Source organism: Flagellimonas marinaquae, assembly GCF_023716465.1.
GTDB lineage: Bacteria > Bacteroidota > Bacteroidia > Flavobacteriales > Flavobacteriaceae > Flagellimonas > Flagellimonas alginolytica.
The window spans coordinates 1,757,489-1,773,510 of the sequence record NZ_CP092415.1; the positions used below are offsets into that span (position 1 = coordinate 1,757,489).

A 16,022-nucleotide genomic window follows, 5' to 3' on the forward strand; every position below is an offset into this window, starting at 1 on the left:
GTACTTTGGCTGTCTAGCTATTTTTTATATTCACTTGTTGCCCTTCTTTTACGCTTCTGGCACCTTCGTCTATTATGGCATCACCTTCGTTGATGCCGGAGAGTACTTCTACGTAATCGCCTTGTGTTTTTCCTGTTTTTATGACCACTTTTTTGGCCACTGGATTATTCTCAATGGAATCTGCGGCTACCAACAACACATATTGTTCTCCATCCGCATTTTCGGATAATATACTTTGTGGGATCAAAATGGCATTTTCGCTGGTATAATCGTTGATCATTACACGTGCGGTAAGGTTCGGTTTTATTTTGCCATCGTGACTTGGCACGGGGATTTCTGCGGTAAACGAACGGTTGCTGGGGTTTATAAAATTACCGGTCTGTCTAATTTTTGTGTTAACGCTATCGCCCAGTACCGGGAAATATACTTTTACATCTTTTCCTGGGGTTACGTTTTGCAAATGGCTTTCCGGTACTTCAACTTCGATGTACATATTGGATAGATTTACTATGCGGAATACCTCGGAACCTGGACCTGGGCTTACCACTGTGCCCTGATCTTTGATCACGTCGTCTATAATTCCTGTAAAAGGGGCCCGTATACTGGATTTGCCAACCTGACTTTCCATTTGTTTTACGGCACTTTGTTGCGCTTCGTAATTGGTTTTTGCCTGTAGGTATTGTATTTCGGAACCAATGTTCTGTTCCCACAGTCTTTTTTGGCGTTCAAAAGTGGTTTTGCTCAATTCGGCCTGTGTTCTAAGTTGTGCCAATTGGCTGGATAAGCCTCCATCATCAATAGTGGCCAATAGCTGTCCCTTGGTTACTTTTTGTCCTTCCTTTACATACACTTTGTTCAGTGTTCCGGACATTTCTGGATAAATAAGTACATTTTGCTTGGTCATTACATCTCCTTGTAATTCCAGGTAATGATCAAACCTTTGAGGATGTACTTCTATGGTGGTCACCAATGGTAACTTGGCAGAACCATCCAACAGTGCAATGGCGGAATCCAAGGATTTTAATTGGCTCTCCAACGCTTTCTTTTCTATTGAAATTTCGGCATGCTTGGCACGGATTACCTCAACATCTTGGCTGCTAAGTGCTTTCTCCAAAGATTTGTTGCCATTGCCCCCGCATGAAGCCAAAACCGCTGCGGTTAGTGTTATATATATTGCTTTTTTCATGATGGAATGGTTTTCTTTATTATTTGTTTATGATGTTTTCCAATTCGGTCTTTTTGTTGATTACATCGACCATGGATTGCAAATACTCCTGTTGGCTGGAATATAATTGTGTCTGCGCCTGTCTCAGTTCAAAACTGGTGGCCAATCCTTCGGAATATTTTATTTGATTTTTTTTCTCGATACGCTCGGCCAGTTCCAGGTTGTCCTTGGAGGTGCCGTATTGCTCTATGGCAAGGATATAATCACTTTTGGCACTTTCCAATTGTAGACGTATCTGTGCTTGAGCTTCTGTAAATTGTGTTTTGGCCTTGTCCAAGGCAATTTTGGCACGCTGAGTGCCCGCACTTCTTTTAAAAGAACTAAAAATTGGAATATTGAGGTCTATCCCTAAAATGGATGATCCGAACCATTGCTGCCCGCTATTTAAAAAATTAAAACTATCGCTAAAAGAGTTTCCGCCATAGTTTACAAAGGCGTTCAATGTGGGCAAGGCATAACTTTTGGCCAATTTTAGCTCCAACTCTCTTTGTTCGTTAAGGTTCTGTGCCATTTTGTAATCTACATTGTTTTCTATATCGAATGGGGTATCGATCAGGGCAAGGTCAATTTGTTTTTGGGTAAGGTCGTCCAAATTCTCGCTCAGTATGGTTGGGGTATCTATCGGGAGTCCCAATACAAGGTTGAGCATTTGGAGTGTTATCTTCTCCATTCGACGGGCATTTTTGAGTTGATTATCCACTGTGGATAGTGTAATCTGCAATTGATCCACACTTTCTTCGTCACCAAGACCATTTTCATAAATACGTTTGGTTTCGTAGAGGTTTTCCTCCAATGTGGCTTTGTTCCTTTCGGAGATCAATACACTTTCTTGTGCCAATAGAACGTTGCCATAGGCCTCTACTACCGACTTCCTTACTTCCAGTTCGGTTTTCTCCTTGTTGTTCTGGCTATACTCCAAAAATGTTTTGGTGGCTTGTACTCCTACGATGTATGATCCGTCAAAAATTTGCTGTGTCAAGGTAGCTGTTGCCGACATGGATTGTGCCTGACCAAACACCACTTCTTGAAATGTGCCGGGTTCTCCACCAAAAAACTCGGCGGGAATCTGCGATACGGGTTGTTTTAACTGGTTCTGATAGCTAACGGCACCATTGATCTGGGGAAGTCCTGTAGCAATGGTTTCCCATTTTTGTTTTTGCGCATCCAGGACATCTCTTTCGGCATTCTGGGCACTGTAGTTATGCTCCAATGCATGTGCAATGGCCTGATCCAGGCTAAAGCTTGGCGGTGCATCTTGAGCAGATGCCAGCCAAGACATTATAAATAACAGGCTGAATAACGTTTTTCGCATTTATTCTTTGTTTGAATTGATGATTGAATTGAGTATTTTTCTTCCCTCGGGGGTTACAATGCCCCTTAAGTGATATTCTAAATAGAGATCTAGTATTTCGGCTTTACTAAATATTTCTGTGGGAAACATGCTGTTGTCCTTGATACTGGTAATGCCCATAAAGTAAATTCTGGAAACAAATTCCACGTTAAGGTTGTCTCTATAAATGCCCAGTTCCATGCCACGTTTTACATTGTCGGCTACACAGCGATGGGTGCTTTCGAATTGGATTTCTTTAAGGGCCGAGTGTATTTTTGGGTAATATTTTTGGAGCTGGTACAAGGGTGATGATTTTTCATCTTTTAAATGGGTCATTACAAACCTCTTGATCTCATACAGCTCTTCAATAGGGTTCTTTTGTAAGCTCACGATATCGTCTATGCCACAGACAATAAAATCGGACATGGCCATTGCGGTTTGTTGTACCAGATCGGTTTTGTTTTTGTAATGGGAATAGATCGTTTTTTTGGAAATGCCCATTTCGTGCGCCAAATCGTCCATGGTAACGCTCTTAAACCCTAGGTTTAAGAACATTTCGGTCGCTTTCTGAATTATTTTTTCCCTCATAATCAGGGGCAAAGTTAAACACGGAAACTTTAAAAACAAAAAAAGTTTCCTTGGTTTTACAATTTTTTAACGAGAGATTGTCTATTTGTTATAATCGGGGTCCTTGCTGGCAATAACCAATGGGCTCAGTTGCGTATTCTTTTTGGAACTGTCGCTAGCAATATGTCCCAGTCTCCAAAAAAAAGGGCTAAACCGTAACACGTATTTTTTCTTTTCCTTACTCTTCTTTTGTTGTACCATGATTTTCGTTTTTTTCTACATAGGCTTTAAAAGCTACTTCGCCTTCTTCTTTCCAGTATTGATCGTAATGCTTCCATTCATCAAAATCCCTTCTCCATGTTGCACATTTATGCGAAGACCTTAATTTCTTTTTATGGGAGGATTTGCCTTTGCCTTTGCTGCCTCCACCTCCAAAGCCGAACAAAAGTTTAGCCAACACAAAAATGCCCAACGCTTGCCAGTAGGTTACTGTACCCGCGCCGAACAGGTCGGGCATAAGCCAGTTCCATAAACGCATTAATACATAATTGGCCAAAAGGAAGAGGATTCCTCCAAGAACGATTATTGCCAAAATCTTCACTCCTTTTTTGACATATTTTTCCACCTTTTTTTCTACTTGTTTTTCAAACACTTGATTAGTTTCCATATTCAGGTTCTTTTATTTTTTCTAATTTTTTTGATAGCTCCGACATGGCCCTGTGCCTTCTGGACATTAAAGTGCCTGCCGGTATTCCGGTTCTTTCTGCAATCTGTCTATAATTGTAACCTTCAAAATCTATGGCGATCACAATGTCGCGGTACACGGGTTTAAGGTCTTCCACGGCCTTTTTTAGGGCCTGCTCCATTTCTGTGGAATAACTATTGTCCGCATCTCCGTAGAAAAACTCCGCAAATTCCCTCCATTGCCTGTCGATTTCTTCGCTGGGGAGTTTTTTCTCTTTTTTGCCTCGCATAATATCAATGATCCTGTTCCGTATTGCATTGTAAACAAACCCGCCCACATTGGTTATGGGAATGGCATCCTCGGGCCGGGAAAATATCCGTAGGGCAACATCCTGTACAATATCTTCTGCGTCCTGTTCCGATGTATCCCTGATCCTGGATTTTACATATGACCGCAACGAACCATACTCCTCGTTAAAAAAGGTGGTCAAATTGTTATGGTTGTCGTTTTTGGCTGCCATTCGGTCAAATCAGGTTGCGCTGCATCTATAGAGACGATGAAAAAGTTTTCTATTGCAGTATTTCTATATTTTTTTAAATCCTGTTCATGTCAAATGCGTTTACCCTAAACCGGATTTTGGGTTGGGCCTTTGGCCAAAATCAATTTTTTGAGCGTATTTTTGGCCCCATGTCAGATATCGATATCATTAGTAAGTATAGAGAGCAGTTTGTTACGCATCTCCAAGCCAGAACACAAATTACGGACCCACGGAATTTGTACGAACCGATCCAGTATATTCTGGGATTGGGCGGTAAACGATTACGCCCAATACTTGCGCTGATGACGGCCGAAGCATTTGGGGGCAAGGCCGAAAAAGCAATGGATGTTGCTTTGGCCATTGAGATGTTCCATAACTTCTCCTTGGTTCACGATGATATTATGGATGATGCCCCGTTACGACGGGGAAAGACCACGGTGCACGAAAAATGGGATATAAATACTGGAATTCTCTCTGGGGATGCTATGTTGATACTGTCCTATCAGTTTTTTGAGGGCTACCCGGTAAAAACCTATTTCGAGCTCACTAAATTATTCAGCAAAACCGCTTTGGAAGTATGCGAAGGCCAACAATACGATGTTGATTTTGAGACACGGGACGATGTGACCATCCCCGAATACTTAAAAATGATCGAGTATAAAACCTCCGTTTTGGTCGCTGCGGCCATGAAGATGGGGGCAATCGTTGCAGATGCGGACCCAAAAGACGCCGATGCCATTTACGAGTTCGGAAGAAACTTGGGGATCGCTTTTCAGTTACAGGACGATTTTTTGGATGCCTTTGGCAACCCGGAGACCTTTGGAAAACAGATAGGCGGGGATATTATAGAAAACAAGAAGACCTATTTATACCTAAAGGCCCTCCAAGGCGCCACCAAAGATGACAAAGAAGGCTTGTTGCACCTATATTCCATTAAACCTGAGGATTCCTCGACAAAAGTAGAGGCAGTGAAAACCATATTTGAAGAAAGTGGAGCGGTCGAAGAAACCGGAAAGGCCATAAAAAAGTATACACAAATGGCATTCCGTGCATTGGACGAAACCAAACTGCCGGAACAAAGTAAGGAGCTGCTACAACAATTTGGGGAAAGTTTAATGGAAAGGACCGTTTAAAACAATCGTTTAAACAAAGCTCTTATAAAAGGTAATGGTCGAGGAGCCGTTACGATTTGCAGTTCTTCCCAAATATTGGTTTCATTTTCCAGAAATTTTAGTATTAAGGATGCCTTTCTTCTTTTGAACATGGATTCAAAAATCTCGTGTCCACAATGGTTGTGTTCGAATAAGATATCCAACAGAAGCATGTCGTAAAACAAAAATCTGTTTTTTTGATAAAAACCGGACAATGGCTCTCCCGATTTCAAATATTCGACCAACTTGGGCACTTGCTTTGCAGTGTTGTAAAAAGTATAGCCCGTACTGGGTTTGGCCCATCCACCAGCAATGCCGATATTATAAACACGATCGGTGTTGTTTTGATGGAACGGGTAGCAGGTCATGGGAATGCTTCCGTATTCCGTTTCTGTTACACGGTAGTCAATATCACCAAAATTATCTTTAATATATGCTTTTATGGCATCCTCATACTCATATTTTTCCAATAGATTGGCAGAGAAAAGTGTGTATTCCAATAAAGCCTCGTTTTTTGAAAAGGGAAGCAGGTACATAAATCGGGTATTCCCTTTTTGGGGCACGGAAAAATCCATAAAAGTCGCCTCTTCACTATTAAATACCGACTGTTTGGTTTTAATTTGCCACCCTACAAAATGTTGTTGTAAAACTGGGTATTTCTGTTGTTGTAGTGGAATGGACGGATTATAAAGACTGGAAAATACCGTTTGTCCGCCAAATTTTTGAGAAGAAGTGGTCACTAAGACCTCATTCTCTTGCTCTTCGATCTGTTGCACTTCTTCCTGAATCCAAGTAATGTTGGGGAAGGCTTTTACCTTTGGTAAAAAGTAATTGTAGAAGTCAATACCGCGGAGCATTTTGTATGTGTACGGGGCAATTGAAGTTGATTTTTGAAGCTGCTGCCCGCCCACATGGATTGAATCCCATGTTTTATGGATGAGATGGTCGAATTCACCTTTGCCACGTTCCCAAAAGCACCATGTTCTGTCGTTATTGGATTTGTCCGCTTTGTCCAATACCAAGATGGATTTGGAAGCAAAGAACGCATCTTTGCCCAGGGCATTTGCAAGCAAAAGGCCGGAGGCTCCTGCACCTATAATAATGTAGTCGAAGTGGGGCATGGGTTTAAAGATAACCAAACTTTCTTCACCCTAATAAACAGTATACCTTAAACCAAAGAACCCACGGATGCCCTGGTTGGGACCGTAAACATAACTGGGATCAAAAGTAAGGGCATAAGGGTTGTTGGGAGTGGCCACAGCATTACCATTGCCATCAAAGGTGACTTCTTTATCGAATGGGTCGTTGGCACGGGCAATAATAAACGGATTGCCTCGGTTCGGGGTCCAATCCAAAAGATTTTTTATACCTCCATAAAACTCGAAATTGGAAAGACCCTTGTAGGTAAATTGGATGTTCTGAATGCTCCAAGTCGGGGAATATTCATTCCTGGGATCCAACTCCCCCAGTAACGGTAATCGCATAGGGCCATATAAATTCCCTGTATAGTCTACAGTTAAATTGAGCTGGCGGAAGCTATAGGTAATGCCCCAAGTAGCGGTAATGCTTTCGGTAAGGATCTGTTGTTGGCTAATGCCGTTTTCTGTGCTGCTGACATCTTGCCACGTTGCACCGGCCATAAGTTTAAGGCCACTTGGTAAAGCGATGTCCAAATTGGCACTGATTCCCTGCGAAACGGATTTGCCATCAAGGTTATCGTATATAATCTGGTTGGGATTGGTTTCGTAGTCGGGTAGGATTACATTGGAAAACCTGGTGTAGAATGCAGAGGCATCGATTCCCACAAAAGTTCCGTTATTGCTATAAATTTTCTTTAAATAGTTGAGGTTCAGGTTAACGGATCTTTCGGGCTTTAGTTCTTCGGTTATTATAACCTCCCTTGATCCGGTAAGAGCAGCATGATCTTCGGTAAATAGGTTCACAACCCGAAAACCAGTGCCTGCGTTTACACGAAATATATCGTTATCGGAAATCTTCCATTTGTAAGCGGCCCTCGGCGTAAAAATATTTCCATGTCGCCTATCGTAATCATATCGTAATCCAGCCAAAAATGAATGCTTGGGAGCAAACGAGTATTCATCCTGGGCAAAAAAACTGGGAATCCAAATATTATCAGCTTTTATGGTAGCCGGAGTATTGTCATCGTAATAATTGTATCTAACGGCGCTGCCGAACAATAGGTCGTGATTTCCGGAGGTTTTGTCCCAAGTCAACTGGGCAAAACCTATGCGTTGATCCGCTAAATATTCAGTGTCGCCATATACCGAGTTCTGGTTGTGGTCGTTGTAGGAAAACGATAAAAGAAATTTTTCCTCAACAGGCAACTGATATTTTCCCAAAACTTCCCACCTACGCGTGTAAATACTTTCCCCATAAATTTCGTCGCCGCCTCGGAACTCTGGTGTCCATTGCATTTCGCCGCCCCAGCGATCCTCATAGAAAAAACGTCCGGCTAAAGAAAACAATCGGTTGTTTGCGCGCTTAAAGTTCCATTTTTGAAAGATTGAAATACGATCTTGAAGGGTAACATCTGTAAAATTATCATTGTTGTTATCGATCGGGTTATCATAATTAAAGTAATTAACGCCCAAAAGCAGGTCTGTTTTTTTACCGATACCGATTCTGCTTCCAATGTCCAAGTTGTACTCGCCCCAGTCTGTGGCAAAGGCATCGGCAAAAAATTCGGGAGCGCTCAAGGCATTTTTTGTGATGATGTTGATCAATCCACCGACCGCTTCACTACCATAAAGTGAGGAAGCCGGGCCTTTTACGATTTCAATTTGCTCAATAAGGGAGTTGGGAATACCTGTTAAACCGTACACAGTACCCAAGCCGCTCACAATGGGCATGCCATCGATAAGCACAAGGGTGTACGGCCCTTCCAATCCGTTTATGTGGATGTCGCCCGTGTTGCATACGTTACAATTGATCTGTGGGCGAACCCCGTTCACATTTTGAAGCGCATCGAACACACTGGCTGTTGGGTTCTTTTTTAAAAAAGTAGGGGAGTAAACCTCTACTGGAACAGGGCTTTCCAATCGGCTAACGGGTTTTAGGGTGCCTGTTACCACAGTTTCTTCAAGATTCTGTGCCGATGCTTCGAGCCGTATGTTGATGGTTTTAGATTCGTTTTGACTCAAACTGATCGTGGTTTCGTAGGGCAAATACCCTAAAGAAGTAACCAGCAATATATAGTCTCCTGGCGGAATAGCTGTAATCTCATATAGGCCGTCAATATCGGTGGCCGTGCCCATTTTGGTCCCCTTGAGTATAATATTCGCCAAAGGCAAAGGTTCTCCGCTATCCGAAACAGTTCCACTTATGGATGCTGTTTGAGAGAATCCTAGCATTCCAAGTAATCCGATTATAAATAAAGTAATGTGTTTGCACATGGTTTTATGGCTGTATAAATATAAATTTAGACAAAACTAAAAATAGATTTTGTCAAATAAAAATGTATTTTTGAAAAAATATTTTTTTGATGACCCGATCGGAAGAGAATTATATAAAGACCATTTACCATTTGGGAGGGGGAGGATCAAAATCCATCAGCACCAATGCCATTGCCGAACAAATGGATACAAAACCCTCTTCGGTTACCGATATGGCAAAGAAATTGGCCGAAAAAGGTTTGGTGGATTATGTAAAGTATCAAGGAGTGTCCCTCTCCGATTTTGGCGTAAAAACGGCCTTGTCCATTATTAGAAAACATCGGTTATGGGAGGTTTTTTTAGTGGAGAAATTGGATTTTACCTGGGACGAGGTACACGAAGTGGCCGAACAATTGGAGCATATTAAAAGCGAAAAGCTCATCGATAAAATAGATGAGCTCTTGGATTTTCCAAAGTATGACCCGCACGGAGACCCAATACCTACCAAAAATGGCGAATTTCAGGAAAGAGACAAGCAATTGTTGAGTGAGTTGCCTGTAGGGGGCCAAGGAGTTTGTGTAGGGGTGAAGGATTCATCCGTACCGTTTCTCAAGTTTTTGGACAAGAACAAAATAGCTTTGGGAAATACAATTCAAGTAGTGGACAAAGAAGATTTTGATAATTCCCTACGTATTCTAATGGATGGGAACGAAATGCGTATATCGCACCAAATAGCATCAAATTTATTTGTAAAAAAGAATAGTTAATGGAAGTTGTAATCGAATACTTTAAAAGCATTGACCCAATTTTGGCGGCCCTTTACGCCACATTGTTCACTTGGGGACTGACAGCTGCCGGAGCGGGTCTTGTTTTTTTGTTTAAAAGCCCAAACAGGGCTTTGATGGATGGAATGTTGGGATTTACCGGTGGCGTAATGGTCGCAGCCAGTTTTTGGAGCCTTTTGGCACCGGGAATCGAAATGAGCCCTGGCGATGGTTTTATTAAAGTGATTCCCGCAGCTGTGGGCTTTTTAATGGGTGCGCTCTTTATTTTTGGATTGGACAAGGTATTGCCGCATATCCATATTAATTTTAAAATGGATGAGGCCGAGGGTGTGAAGACCCCTTGGCACCGCACCACGCTGTTGGTTTTGGCCATTACATTGCACAATATTCCCGAAGGATTGGCGGTCGGGGTTTTGTTCGGTGGTGTAGCTTCTGGTTTTGAGGGTGCTACCATTGGCGGGGCCGTCGCATTGGCACTGGGTATTGGATTGCAAAATTTCCCGGAAGGATTCGCCGTAGCCGTACCCATGCGCAGGCATGGACTTAGCCGAAGAAAAAGTTGGATGTACGGTCAGGCTTCTGCCATAGTGGAACCCATTGCTGGTGTATTGGGGGCATGGGCGGTATTGACCTTTGAGCCTATTTTGCCCTATGCCCTTGCTTTTGCCGCTGGAGCAATGATCTTTGTGGTCGTGGAAGAAGTTATTCCCGAAACACAGCAGGACAAATACACCGATATTGCCACCATGGGCTTTATCGGTGGATTTATAATTATGATGACCTTGGATGTTGGGTTGAGCTGATCGTTACCCACCGATCAAATCAAAAACACCTTTGGTCAAAAACCGATCGGTTTCCGTTAGTCCGGAAGAGTTCAGTTCGGTGTAGCCATCGAATGTGTTGCCTTTTTCTATCGGGAGACGTTCAAAAACATAGTTTCCATCTTTTTGTTCGATTAAACGGAGTACATAAAAGGTGCCTTCCGACTCGATTACGGCTTCTTCGGGAAGCGATGTATTTTGTGCGGTATCTGTCAAAATCATGGCCTCTACGAACATCCCAGGCAGAAAGTTGGTATCTTCCTCGTGTTCTAAATGACCGTGCACTTGGATGGTTCGTGTATCATCATCTATGGATTTCCCGACCAGATATACCTTGGCATCGAATACATTTTCCGAAGCTTCTGGAATTCGGAAACGTATTTTTTGGTCCTTTTTTACTCTTAAAATGTCCTTTTCAAAAACGGTAAGTTCCAAGTGGATATGATCATTGTCCATAATCTCCAAGATTTCCGTAGCAGGGGAGACATAGCTTCCTTTGGCCACGTTCATTTGGGTAACACTGCCCGAAATTGGGGCGTAAATAGGAGTTACGGAGGTGATGTTGCCCTGTTCCACCTTGCTGGGCGAAATGTTCAGCATTTGTAATTGCTCTTTTAGCCCTTGGTAACGGGCCTTCGCCGTTTCGTAATTGCTCTTGGCCAGAAGATAATTTTTTTGTGAAGCGATTTTCTCTTCAAAAAGGGTCTGGTTCCTTTCAAATTCTGATCTTAAAAAATCCAATTGATTAAAAACCTCCAGATACTCTTGTTGCATCTTCACAAATTCCTGATTTTCCAAGGTGACCACCAATTGCCCTTTTTTTACTTGGTCTCCGATCAGTAAAGAGGTGGTTTTTACAAAACCGCCCATAAATGCAGTGATACTGGCACGATTCTCCGGGGGAACATCTATTGTTCCGGAAGTCTCCACAATTTTTGGGAACGCTCTTTTTTCCAGTTTTCCCAATGTAAAACCATTGGATTGGAACTGCGCCTGTGTTACCACAATTCCGGATGTCCCCTCTTGTGTTTCGGATTCTGTTTCAGGTTTGTTATTGTTACCGCATCCCATCAAAAGGAGGAAAAGTACGGCGAGTGAAAATATATGTTTCATGGTTATAGTGTTATGGTCAAATAATTAATGGCTATTACAGTTTTATTGTACTCGTTGAGGACATCCAGATAGTTGAGTTGGATGTCGTATGCGTTTTCCAAGCTTTGGATGTATTGGAAAAAATCGATTTCCCCATTCTGAAAATTTCCAATGGCCGCTTTCAGAATTTGGTCGGAGAGCAGCCTGCCCTCTTCTTCGTAGTAGGAGAGTTCCTTGGTCTGCTGTTCCAATTGGGTCAATAAGGTTTTGTAGCGTTGGTTCACGACAACGGTAATTTCCGTATTTTCCATCTCCGTTATTTTGGTGCGAATTTTAGAAGACTTTACCCTGCTGCTGTGTCCAAAAAAGAAAATAGGAATACGAACCCCAAATTGGATACCGTAGAGCGATGTTCCCAGATTGTTGTTGGTGCCCTGAAAATATTCAAGGCTTAGATCAGGAAGCAACCTATTTTCCTCCAAGCTTTTTTCTGCATGGCTCATGGCCTGGCGGTTGTCCAAAAATGAAGCCTCGGTGGACATCATTCCTTGTTGGTTGAGCACTTTGAGCTTTTCCGGTTTTTCGGTTAAGATCGATAGCGTATCCCCAGACTGCACCAAGCTCATAATTTGGACATGAGTGGTTAAAATTTCCTGTTTTAACTTGGCGTATGCATTGGCAATCTGTCGTTGTTTTGCTGTGGCAGTTACCTTTTCGAGATAATTGGTCTCGCCTAGTTCAAATCGTCGGTTGGCCGCATGGGCAAATTTTTCGTAGATACTGTCTAAAGTACCATACATTTTAGCTTTTTGTTGCAAGGTTTGATATTCGTAATACGCAGTGCTAAGCGACTGGAAGAGTTGTTTTTTCTTGATTTCGAAAGAAGACTTTTGAAGCTCATGGTTGGTTCTCTGCAATCTATTTTTTGCACTGTACACCGTGGGGAACTCGAACTGTTGCTGTGCCCCAAAAACCCGTAAAGGATTCCCGTTTATGGCAAGGTTGTTTTCGTCGTATAGATAATAAATATCCATTTTGTCGAATTCAAATGCAGTGCCCTTGAGTGCTTCCGCCTGCTCAACCATTAAAGCGCCCGCTTGGATTCCTTTGTTGTTTTCTAAGGAGAGAACCATTAAGTCTTCCAGATTTAACTTGGTTTGCGAAAAACCACTAAAGGAAGAAATAAGTAGGAGAATTGTTAATGCTTTTTTATTAATGCTAAGGTTGCTTTTCATCACACCTAGTTTAGCGTTGTTCACGTATGCATATAAAACGGGCAGCACTACCAAGGTGAGCAGTGTGGCCGATACCAATCCACCGATAACAACAGTGGCCAGGGGTCTTTGTACCTCCGCACCTGCATTGGTGGAAACTGCCATGGGCAAAAAGCCCAGCGCTGCAGCAGATGCCGTAAGTAGAACGGCGCGGAGCCTATCCTTGGTGCCCTGTTTGATCAGCTCTTCCATGGTGTTGAATTTTTTGGATTTCAATTCTTTAAAATGTTCGATCAGTACAATTCCGTTCAGGACGGCAATCCCAAAAAGAGCAATAAACCCAACACCGGCAGAAATGCTAAAGGGCATGTCCCTAAGCCACAACAATAGTACGCCTCCAACGGCAGCAAGTGGAATGGCCGAGAAAATAAGCAAAGCCTCCTTTACCGATCCAAAGGCAAAATAGAGCATTATAAAAATGAGCAACAATGCGATGGGGACCGCAACCATTAAACGGTCTTTGGCATTTTGCAGGTTTTCGAACTGACCACCATAGGTGATGGTGTACCCAGGAGGTAGGGTGATATATTCATCCACTAACAATTGTATATCGTCCACAACGGATTGTAGGTCACGGTTCCGAACATTTATTCCTACAACGATCCTACGTTTGGTATCGTCCCTTGATATTTTGGCCGCTCCTTTTTGATAGGTGATTTCTGCCAGTTCGTTCAATGGAATTTTTCCGCCCTTGGGAATATCCACATATAGATTTTTTAGGTTGGAAATATCTTGTCGGTCAGCGGCATCCAAACGAACCGCCAGGTCGAATTGTCGTTCCCCTTCGAAAACACTGCCCACAATTTTACCTGCAAAGCCCATGGAAATCATTTCGTTGAGATCGGCAATGTTGAGCCCGTGCCTTGCAATTTTGGCGCGATCAAAGGCAACGTTCATCTGTGGCAAGCCTTCAACTTTTTCCACTACAATATCCGATGCGCCTTCTACCTCTTTGATGAGGTCCTTTATCTCATTGGCCTTTCGGTTCAAGGTTTCAAGATTTTGCCCGAAAATTTTAATTGCAATGTCGGCACGTACCCCTGTGATCAGTTCATTGAAACGCATTTCAATAGGTTGGGTAAATTCAACCTCCATGCCGGGAACCACGGACAATGCCTCCTTGAATTTATCTGCCAGTTCGTCTTTAGATGTAGCCGACACCCACTCTTTTTTAGGCTTTAATGTGATAATTACATCACTTTCTTCCATGGACATGGGGTCCGTTGGCACTTCTGCGGCACCAATGCGGCTTACCACCTGCTTTACTTCTGGAAACCGATCTAATAATATTTGTTCAATTTTGGTGGTGGTTTCCACGGTTTTGGCCAAGGAGGTACCTGTTTTTAAAACAGGCTGAATTACAAAATCCCCCTCATCCAAGGTCGGTACAAATTCGCCGCCCATTGAGGAGAACAGTAAAATGGCCCCTATCAATAATGCGGCAGCAACGCCCAATACCAATTTTTTGCTTTTCATGGCCCAATCGATCAAAGGATCGTATATTTTATTAATGAACCGCATAAGTCGCTCGGAAATATTCTTGGGGCTTGCTTTTGAAGGTTTTAAAAACAAGGCCGATGCTACAGGGACATAGGTGAAACAGAGCAAAATGGCTCCCAAAAGGGCAAAGCTAAAAGTCATAGCCATGGGTTTGAACATTTTGCCTTCCACACCACTTAACGAAAGTATGGGGATAAAAACCAAAAGAATGATAAGTTGGCCAAATACAGCTGAGTTCATCATTTTAGAAGCCCCTTCCACTGTAATTTTATCTTTCATGGTCTGACTTTGATCTTTGCCCAATGAGGAAACTTCAGTTTGCTTTTGGGTAATCTGGAATGCAATAAACTCTACGATGATCACTGCGCCGTCTATTATGATTCCAAAATCGATGGCTCCCAGGCTCAATAAGTTGGCATCAACGCCAAAAAGGTTCATTAAGATAAGAGCGAACAGTAAACAGAGTGGGATTACAGAGGCTACTACCAGACCGGAACGCCAATTGCCCAACAATAAAACCACGACGAAAATCACGATCAAACAGCCTAAAACTAAATTTTCGGTAACGGTGAAGGTTGTTCTTCCAATTAGTTCGCTGCGATCTACTACTGGATTAATGTAAACCCCTTCTGGCAAAGATTTGGATATGGCCGCTACTCTTTCTTTTACGGCCTCGATAACGCGTTTCGAGTCAGCGTCCTTGAGCATCATAATTTGACCAAGCACTTTTTCCCCCTCCCCATTTCCGGTAATCGCGCCAAATCGGGGTGCACTGCCAAATCCTACTTTGGCAATATCCTTAATGTAAATTGGGATACTGTTTCGAGTGGTTACCACTATATTTTCAATATCCGAAAGCGTATTTACCAGTCCTTCTCCACGAACAAAATAGGCTTGGTTCACTTTTTCGATATAGCCGCCGCCAGTAACGCTATTGTTCCTTTCCAAAGCGGCGAACACTTCTTTGGCACCAATATTATAAGCGTTGAGTTTTTGTGTTTGTATGGCCACTTCGTATTGTTTAAGGTGGCCTCCCCAAGTATTTACTTCCACTACCCCCGGAATACCGGACAGTTGCCTTTTAACGATCCAATCCTGTATGGTTCTTAATTCGGTGGATGAGTATAGGTCCTTGAACTCGGGCTCCACATCCAAAATGTACTGGTAGATTTCTCCCAATCCCGTAGTGATCGGCCCCATTTCCGGGTTTCCAAAGCCTTCGGGAATTCGATTTGATGCCGATTTTATTTTTTCAGCAATAAGCTGTCTGGGCAAAAAGGTTCCCATGTCGTCATCAAAAACGATGGTCACTACGGATAATCCGAATTTGGATACTGATCGGATTTCTTTTACACCAGGTAAATTGGCCATTTCCAGTTCCACCGGATAGGTTACAAACTGTTCCATATCTTGGGTGGACAAACTTCTGGAAGTTGTAATTACCTGAACTTGGTTATTGGTTACATCGGGAACCGCTCCAATAGGAATTTGTGATAGCGAATATAGACCTACAAGGGCCATGGTCGCCGTAAATAAAAGAACAATAAACTTGTTCCGAATACTAAAACAAATGATTTTTGAAAACATAATTCATAGAAAAAAATAGCATTATTAAAATGGAATAAGGCTGGATAAAAAGTGTTCAGCTATGCTGAAATACTA

General features: G+C 42.6%; 12 protein-coding genes. 3 read left to right on the forward strand and 9 right to left on the reverse strand.

Going from position 1 to position 16,022, the window contains the following annotated elements; all coding sequences use genetic code 11:
- Positions 1–13: 13 nt before the first annotated feature.
- The 5 genes from MJO53_RS07940 to MJO53_RS07960 all read right to left on the reverse strand — a co-directional run bounded on the left by MJO53_RS07940 (position 14) and on the right by MJO53_RS07960 (position 4,327).
- A complete protein-coding gene (locus MJO53_RS07940; RefSeq protein WP_224835796.1) occupies positions 14–1,186 on the reverse strand; it encodes an efflux RND transporter periplasmic adaptor subunit in 1,173 nt (390 codons plus the stop codon).
- Positions 1,187–1,205: 19 nt separating this feature from the next.
- Positions 1,206–2,537 carry a TolC family protein gene (locus MJO53_RS07945; RefSeq protein WP_224835795.1) on the reverse strand — a complete coding sequence of 444 codons (1,332 nt, stop codon included), beginning with the start codon at positions 2,535–2,537 and terminating at the stop codon, positions 1,206–1,208.
- Entirely contained in the window at positions 2,538–3,143 is a 606-nt protein-coding gene (locus MJO53_RS07950; protein WP_224835794.1) for a TetR/AcrR family transcriptional regulator, read from the reverse strand.
- A gap of 217 nt (positions 3,144–3,360) precedes the next feature.
- Positions 3,361–3,789 (reverse strand): hypothetical protein, encoded by a 429-nt coding sequence (locus MJO53_RS07955; RefSeq protein ID WP_252081133.1) that lies wholly within the window; start codon positions 3,787–3,789, stop codon positions 3,361–3,363.
- A complete protein-coding gene (locus MJO53_RS07960; RefSeq protein WP_252081134.1) occupies positions 3,779–4,327 on the reverse strand; it encodes an RNA polymerase sigma factor in 549 nt (182 codons plus the stop codon). Before MJO53_RS07960 ends, MJO53_RS07955 begins: the two co-directional genes overlap by 11 nt.
- 167 nt (positions 4,328–4,494) lie before the next feature.
- Between MJO53_RS07960 and MJO53_RS07965 the strand changes: the two genes are divergently transcribed.
- A complete protein-coding gene (locus MJO53_RS07965; RefSeq protein ID WP_252081231.1) occupies positions 4,495–5,478 on the forward strand; it encodes a polyprenyl synthetase family protein in 984 nt (327 codons plus the stop codon).
- Here the strand turns inward: MJO53_RS07965 and MJO53_RS07970 are convergent.
- Positions 5,475–6,617: a lycopene cyclase family protein gene (locus MJO53_RS07970; protein WP_252081135.1), complete on the reverse strand. Its 1,143-nt coding sequence runs from the start codon at positions 6,615–6,617 to the stop codon at positions 5,475–5,477. The two genes, MJO53_RS07965 and MJO53_RS07970, sit on opposite strands and share 4 nt — an antisense overlap.
- Before the next feature lie 30 nt (positions 6,618–6,647).
- Positions 6,648–8,909 (reverse strand): TonB-dependent receptor, encoded by a 2,262-nt coding sequence (locus MJO53_RS07975; RefSeq protein ID WP_252081136.1) that lies wholly within the window; start codon positions 8,907–8,909, stop codon positions 6,648–6,650.
- Positions 8,910–8,998: 89 nt separating this feature from the next.
- Here MJO53_RS07975 and MJO53_RS07980 point away from each other — a divergent pair, with 89 nt between their 5' ends.
- Positions 8,999–9,655, forward strand: coding sequence for a metal-dependent transcriptional regulator (locus MJO53_RS07980; RefSeq protein WP_224835789.1), 657 nt, complete (start codon positions 8,999–9,001; stop codon positions 9,653–9,655).
- Positions 9,655–10,476, forward strand: a complete 822-nt coding sequence (locus tag MJO53_RS07985) for a ZIP family metal transporter (RefSeq protein WP_224835788.1) — start codon at positions 9,655–9,657, stop codon at positions 10,474–10,476. Before MJO53_RS07980 ends, MJO53_RS07985 begins: the two co-directional genes overlap by 1 nt.
- Before the next feature lie 3 nt (positions 10,477–10,479).
- Here MJO53_RS07985 and MJO53_RS07990 read toward each other — a convergent pair whose 3' ends face one another.
- Together MJO53_RS07990 and MJO53_RS07995 are read right to left on the reverse strand one after the other, a co-directional pair.
- Positions 10,480–11,607 carry an efflux RND transporter periplasmic adaptor subunit gene (locus MJO53_RS07990; protein ID WP_252081137.1) on the reverse strand — a complete coding sequence of 376 codons (1,128 nt, stop codon included), beginning with the start codon at positions 11,605–11,607 and terminating at the stop codon, positions 10,480–10,482.
- 2 nt (positions 11,608–11,609) lie between these two features.
- On the reverse strand, positions 11,610–15,947 hold the full coding sequence (locus MJO53_RS07995; RefSeq protein ID WP_252081138.1) for a CusA/CzcA family heavy metal efflux RND transporter: 4,338 nt from the start codon (positions 15,945–15,947) through the stop codon (positions 11,610–11,612).
- Between the last annotated feature and the right edge of the window lie 75 nt (positions 15,948–16,022).

What these genes read in the sequence shown, in the direction of transcription:
- MJO53_RS07940 (WP_224835796.1), bottom strand. Translation starts at nt 1,186, where the DNA reads ATGAAAAAAGCAATATATATAACACTAACCGCAGCGGTTTTGGCTTCA.
- MJO53_RS07945 (WP_224835795.1), bottom strand. Translation starts at nt 2,537, where the DNA reads ATGCGAAAAACGTTATTCAGCCTGTTATTTATAATGTCTTGGCTGGCA.
- MJO53_RS07950 (WP_224835794.1), bottom strand. Translation starts at nt 3,143, where the DNA reads ATGAGGGAAAAAATAATTCAGAAAGCGACCGAAATGTTCTTAAACCTA.
- MJO53_RS07955 (WP_252081133.1), bottom strand. Translation starts at nt 3,789, where the DNA reads ATGGAAACTAATCAAGTGTTTGAAAAACAAGTAGAAAAAAAGGTGGAA.
- MJO53_RS07960 (WP_252081134.1), bottom strand. Translation starts at nt 4,327, where the DNA reads ATGGCAGCCAAAAACGACAACCATAACAATTTGACCACCTTTTTTAAC.
- MJO53_RS07965 (WP_252081231.1), top strand. Translation starts at nt 4,495, where the DNA reads ATGTCAGATATCGATATCATTAGTAAGTATAGAGAGCAGTTTGTTACG.
- MJO53_RS07970 (WP_252081135.1), bottom strand. Translation starts at nt 6,617, where the DNA reads ATGCCCCACTTCGACTACATTATTATAGGTGCAGGAGCCTCCGGCCTT.
- MJO53_RS07975 (WP_252081136.1), bottom strand. Translation starts at nt 8,909, where the DNA reads ATGTGCAAACACATTACTTTATTTATAATCGGATTACTTGGAATGCTA.
- MJO53_RS07980 (WP_224835789.1), top strand. Translation starts at nt 8,999, where the DNA reads ATGACCCGATCGGAAGAGAATTATATAAAGACCATTTACCATTTGGGA.
- MJO53_RS07985 (WP_224835788.1), top strand. Translation starts at nt 9,655, where the DNA reads ATGGAAGTTGTAATCGAATACTTTAAAAGCATTGACCCAATTTTGGCG.
- MJO53_RS07990 (WP_252081137.1), bottom strand. Translation starts at nt 11,607, where the DNA reads ATGAAACATATATTTTCACTCGCCGTACTTTTCCTCCTTTTGATGGGA.
- MJO53_RS07995 (WP_252081138.1), bottom strand. Translation starts at nt 15,947, where the DNA reads ATGTTTTCAAAAATCATTTGTTTTAGTATTCGGAACAAGTTTATTGTT.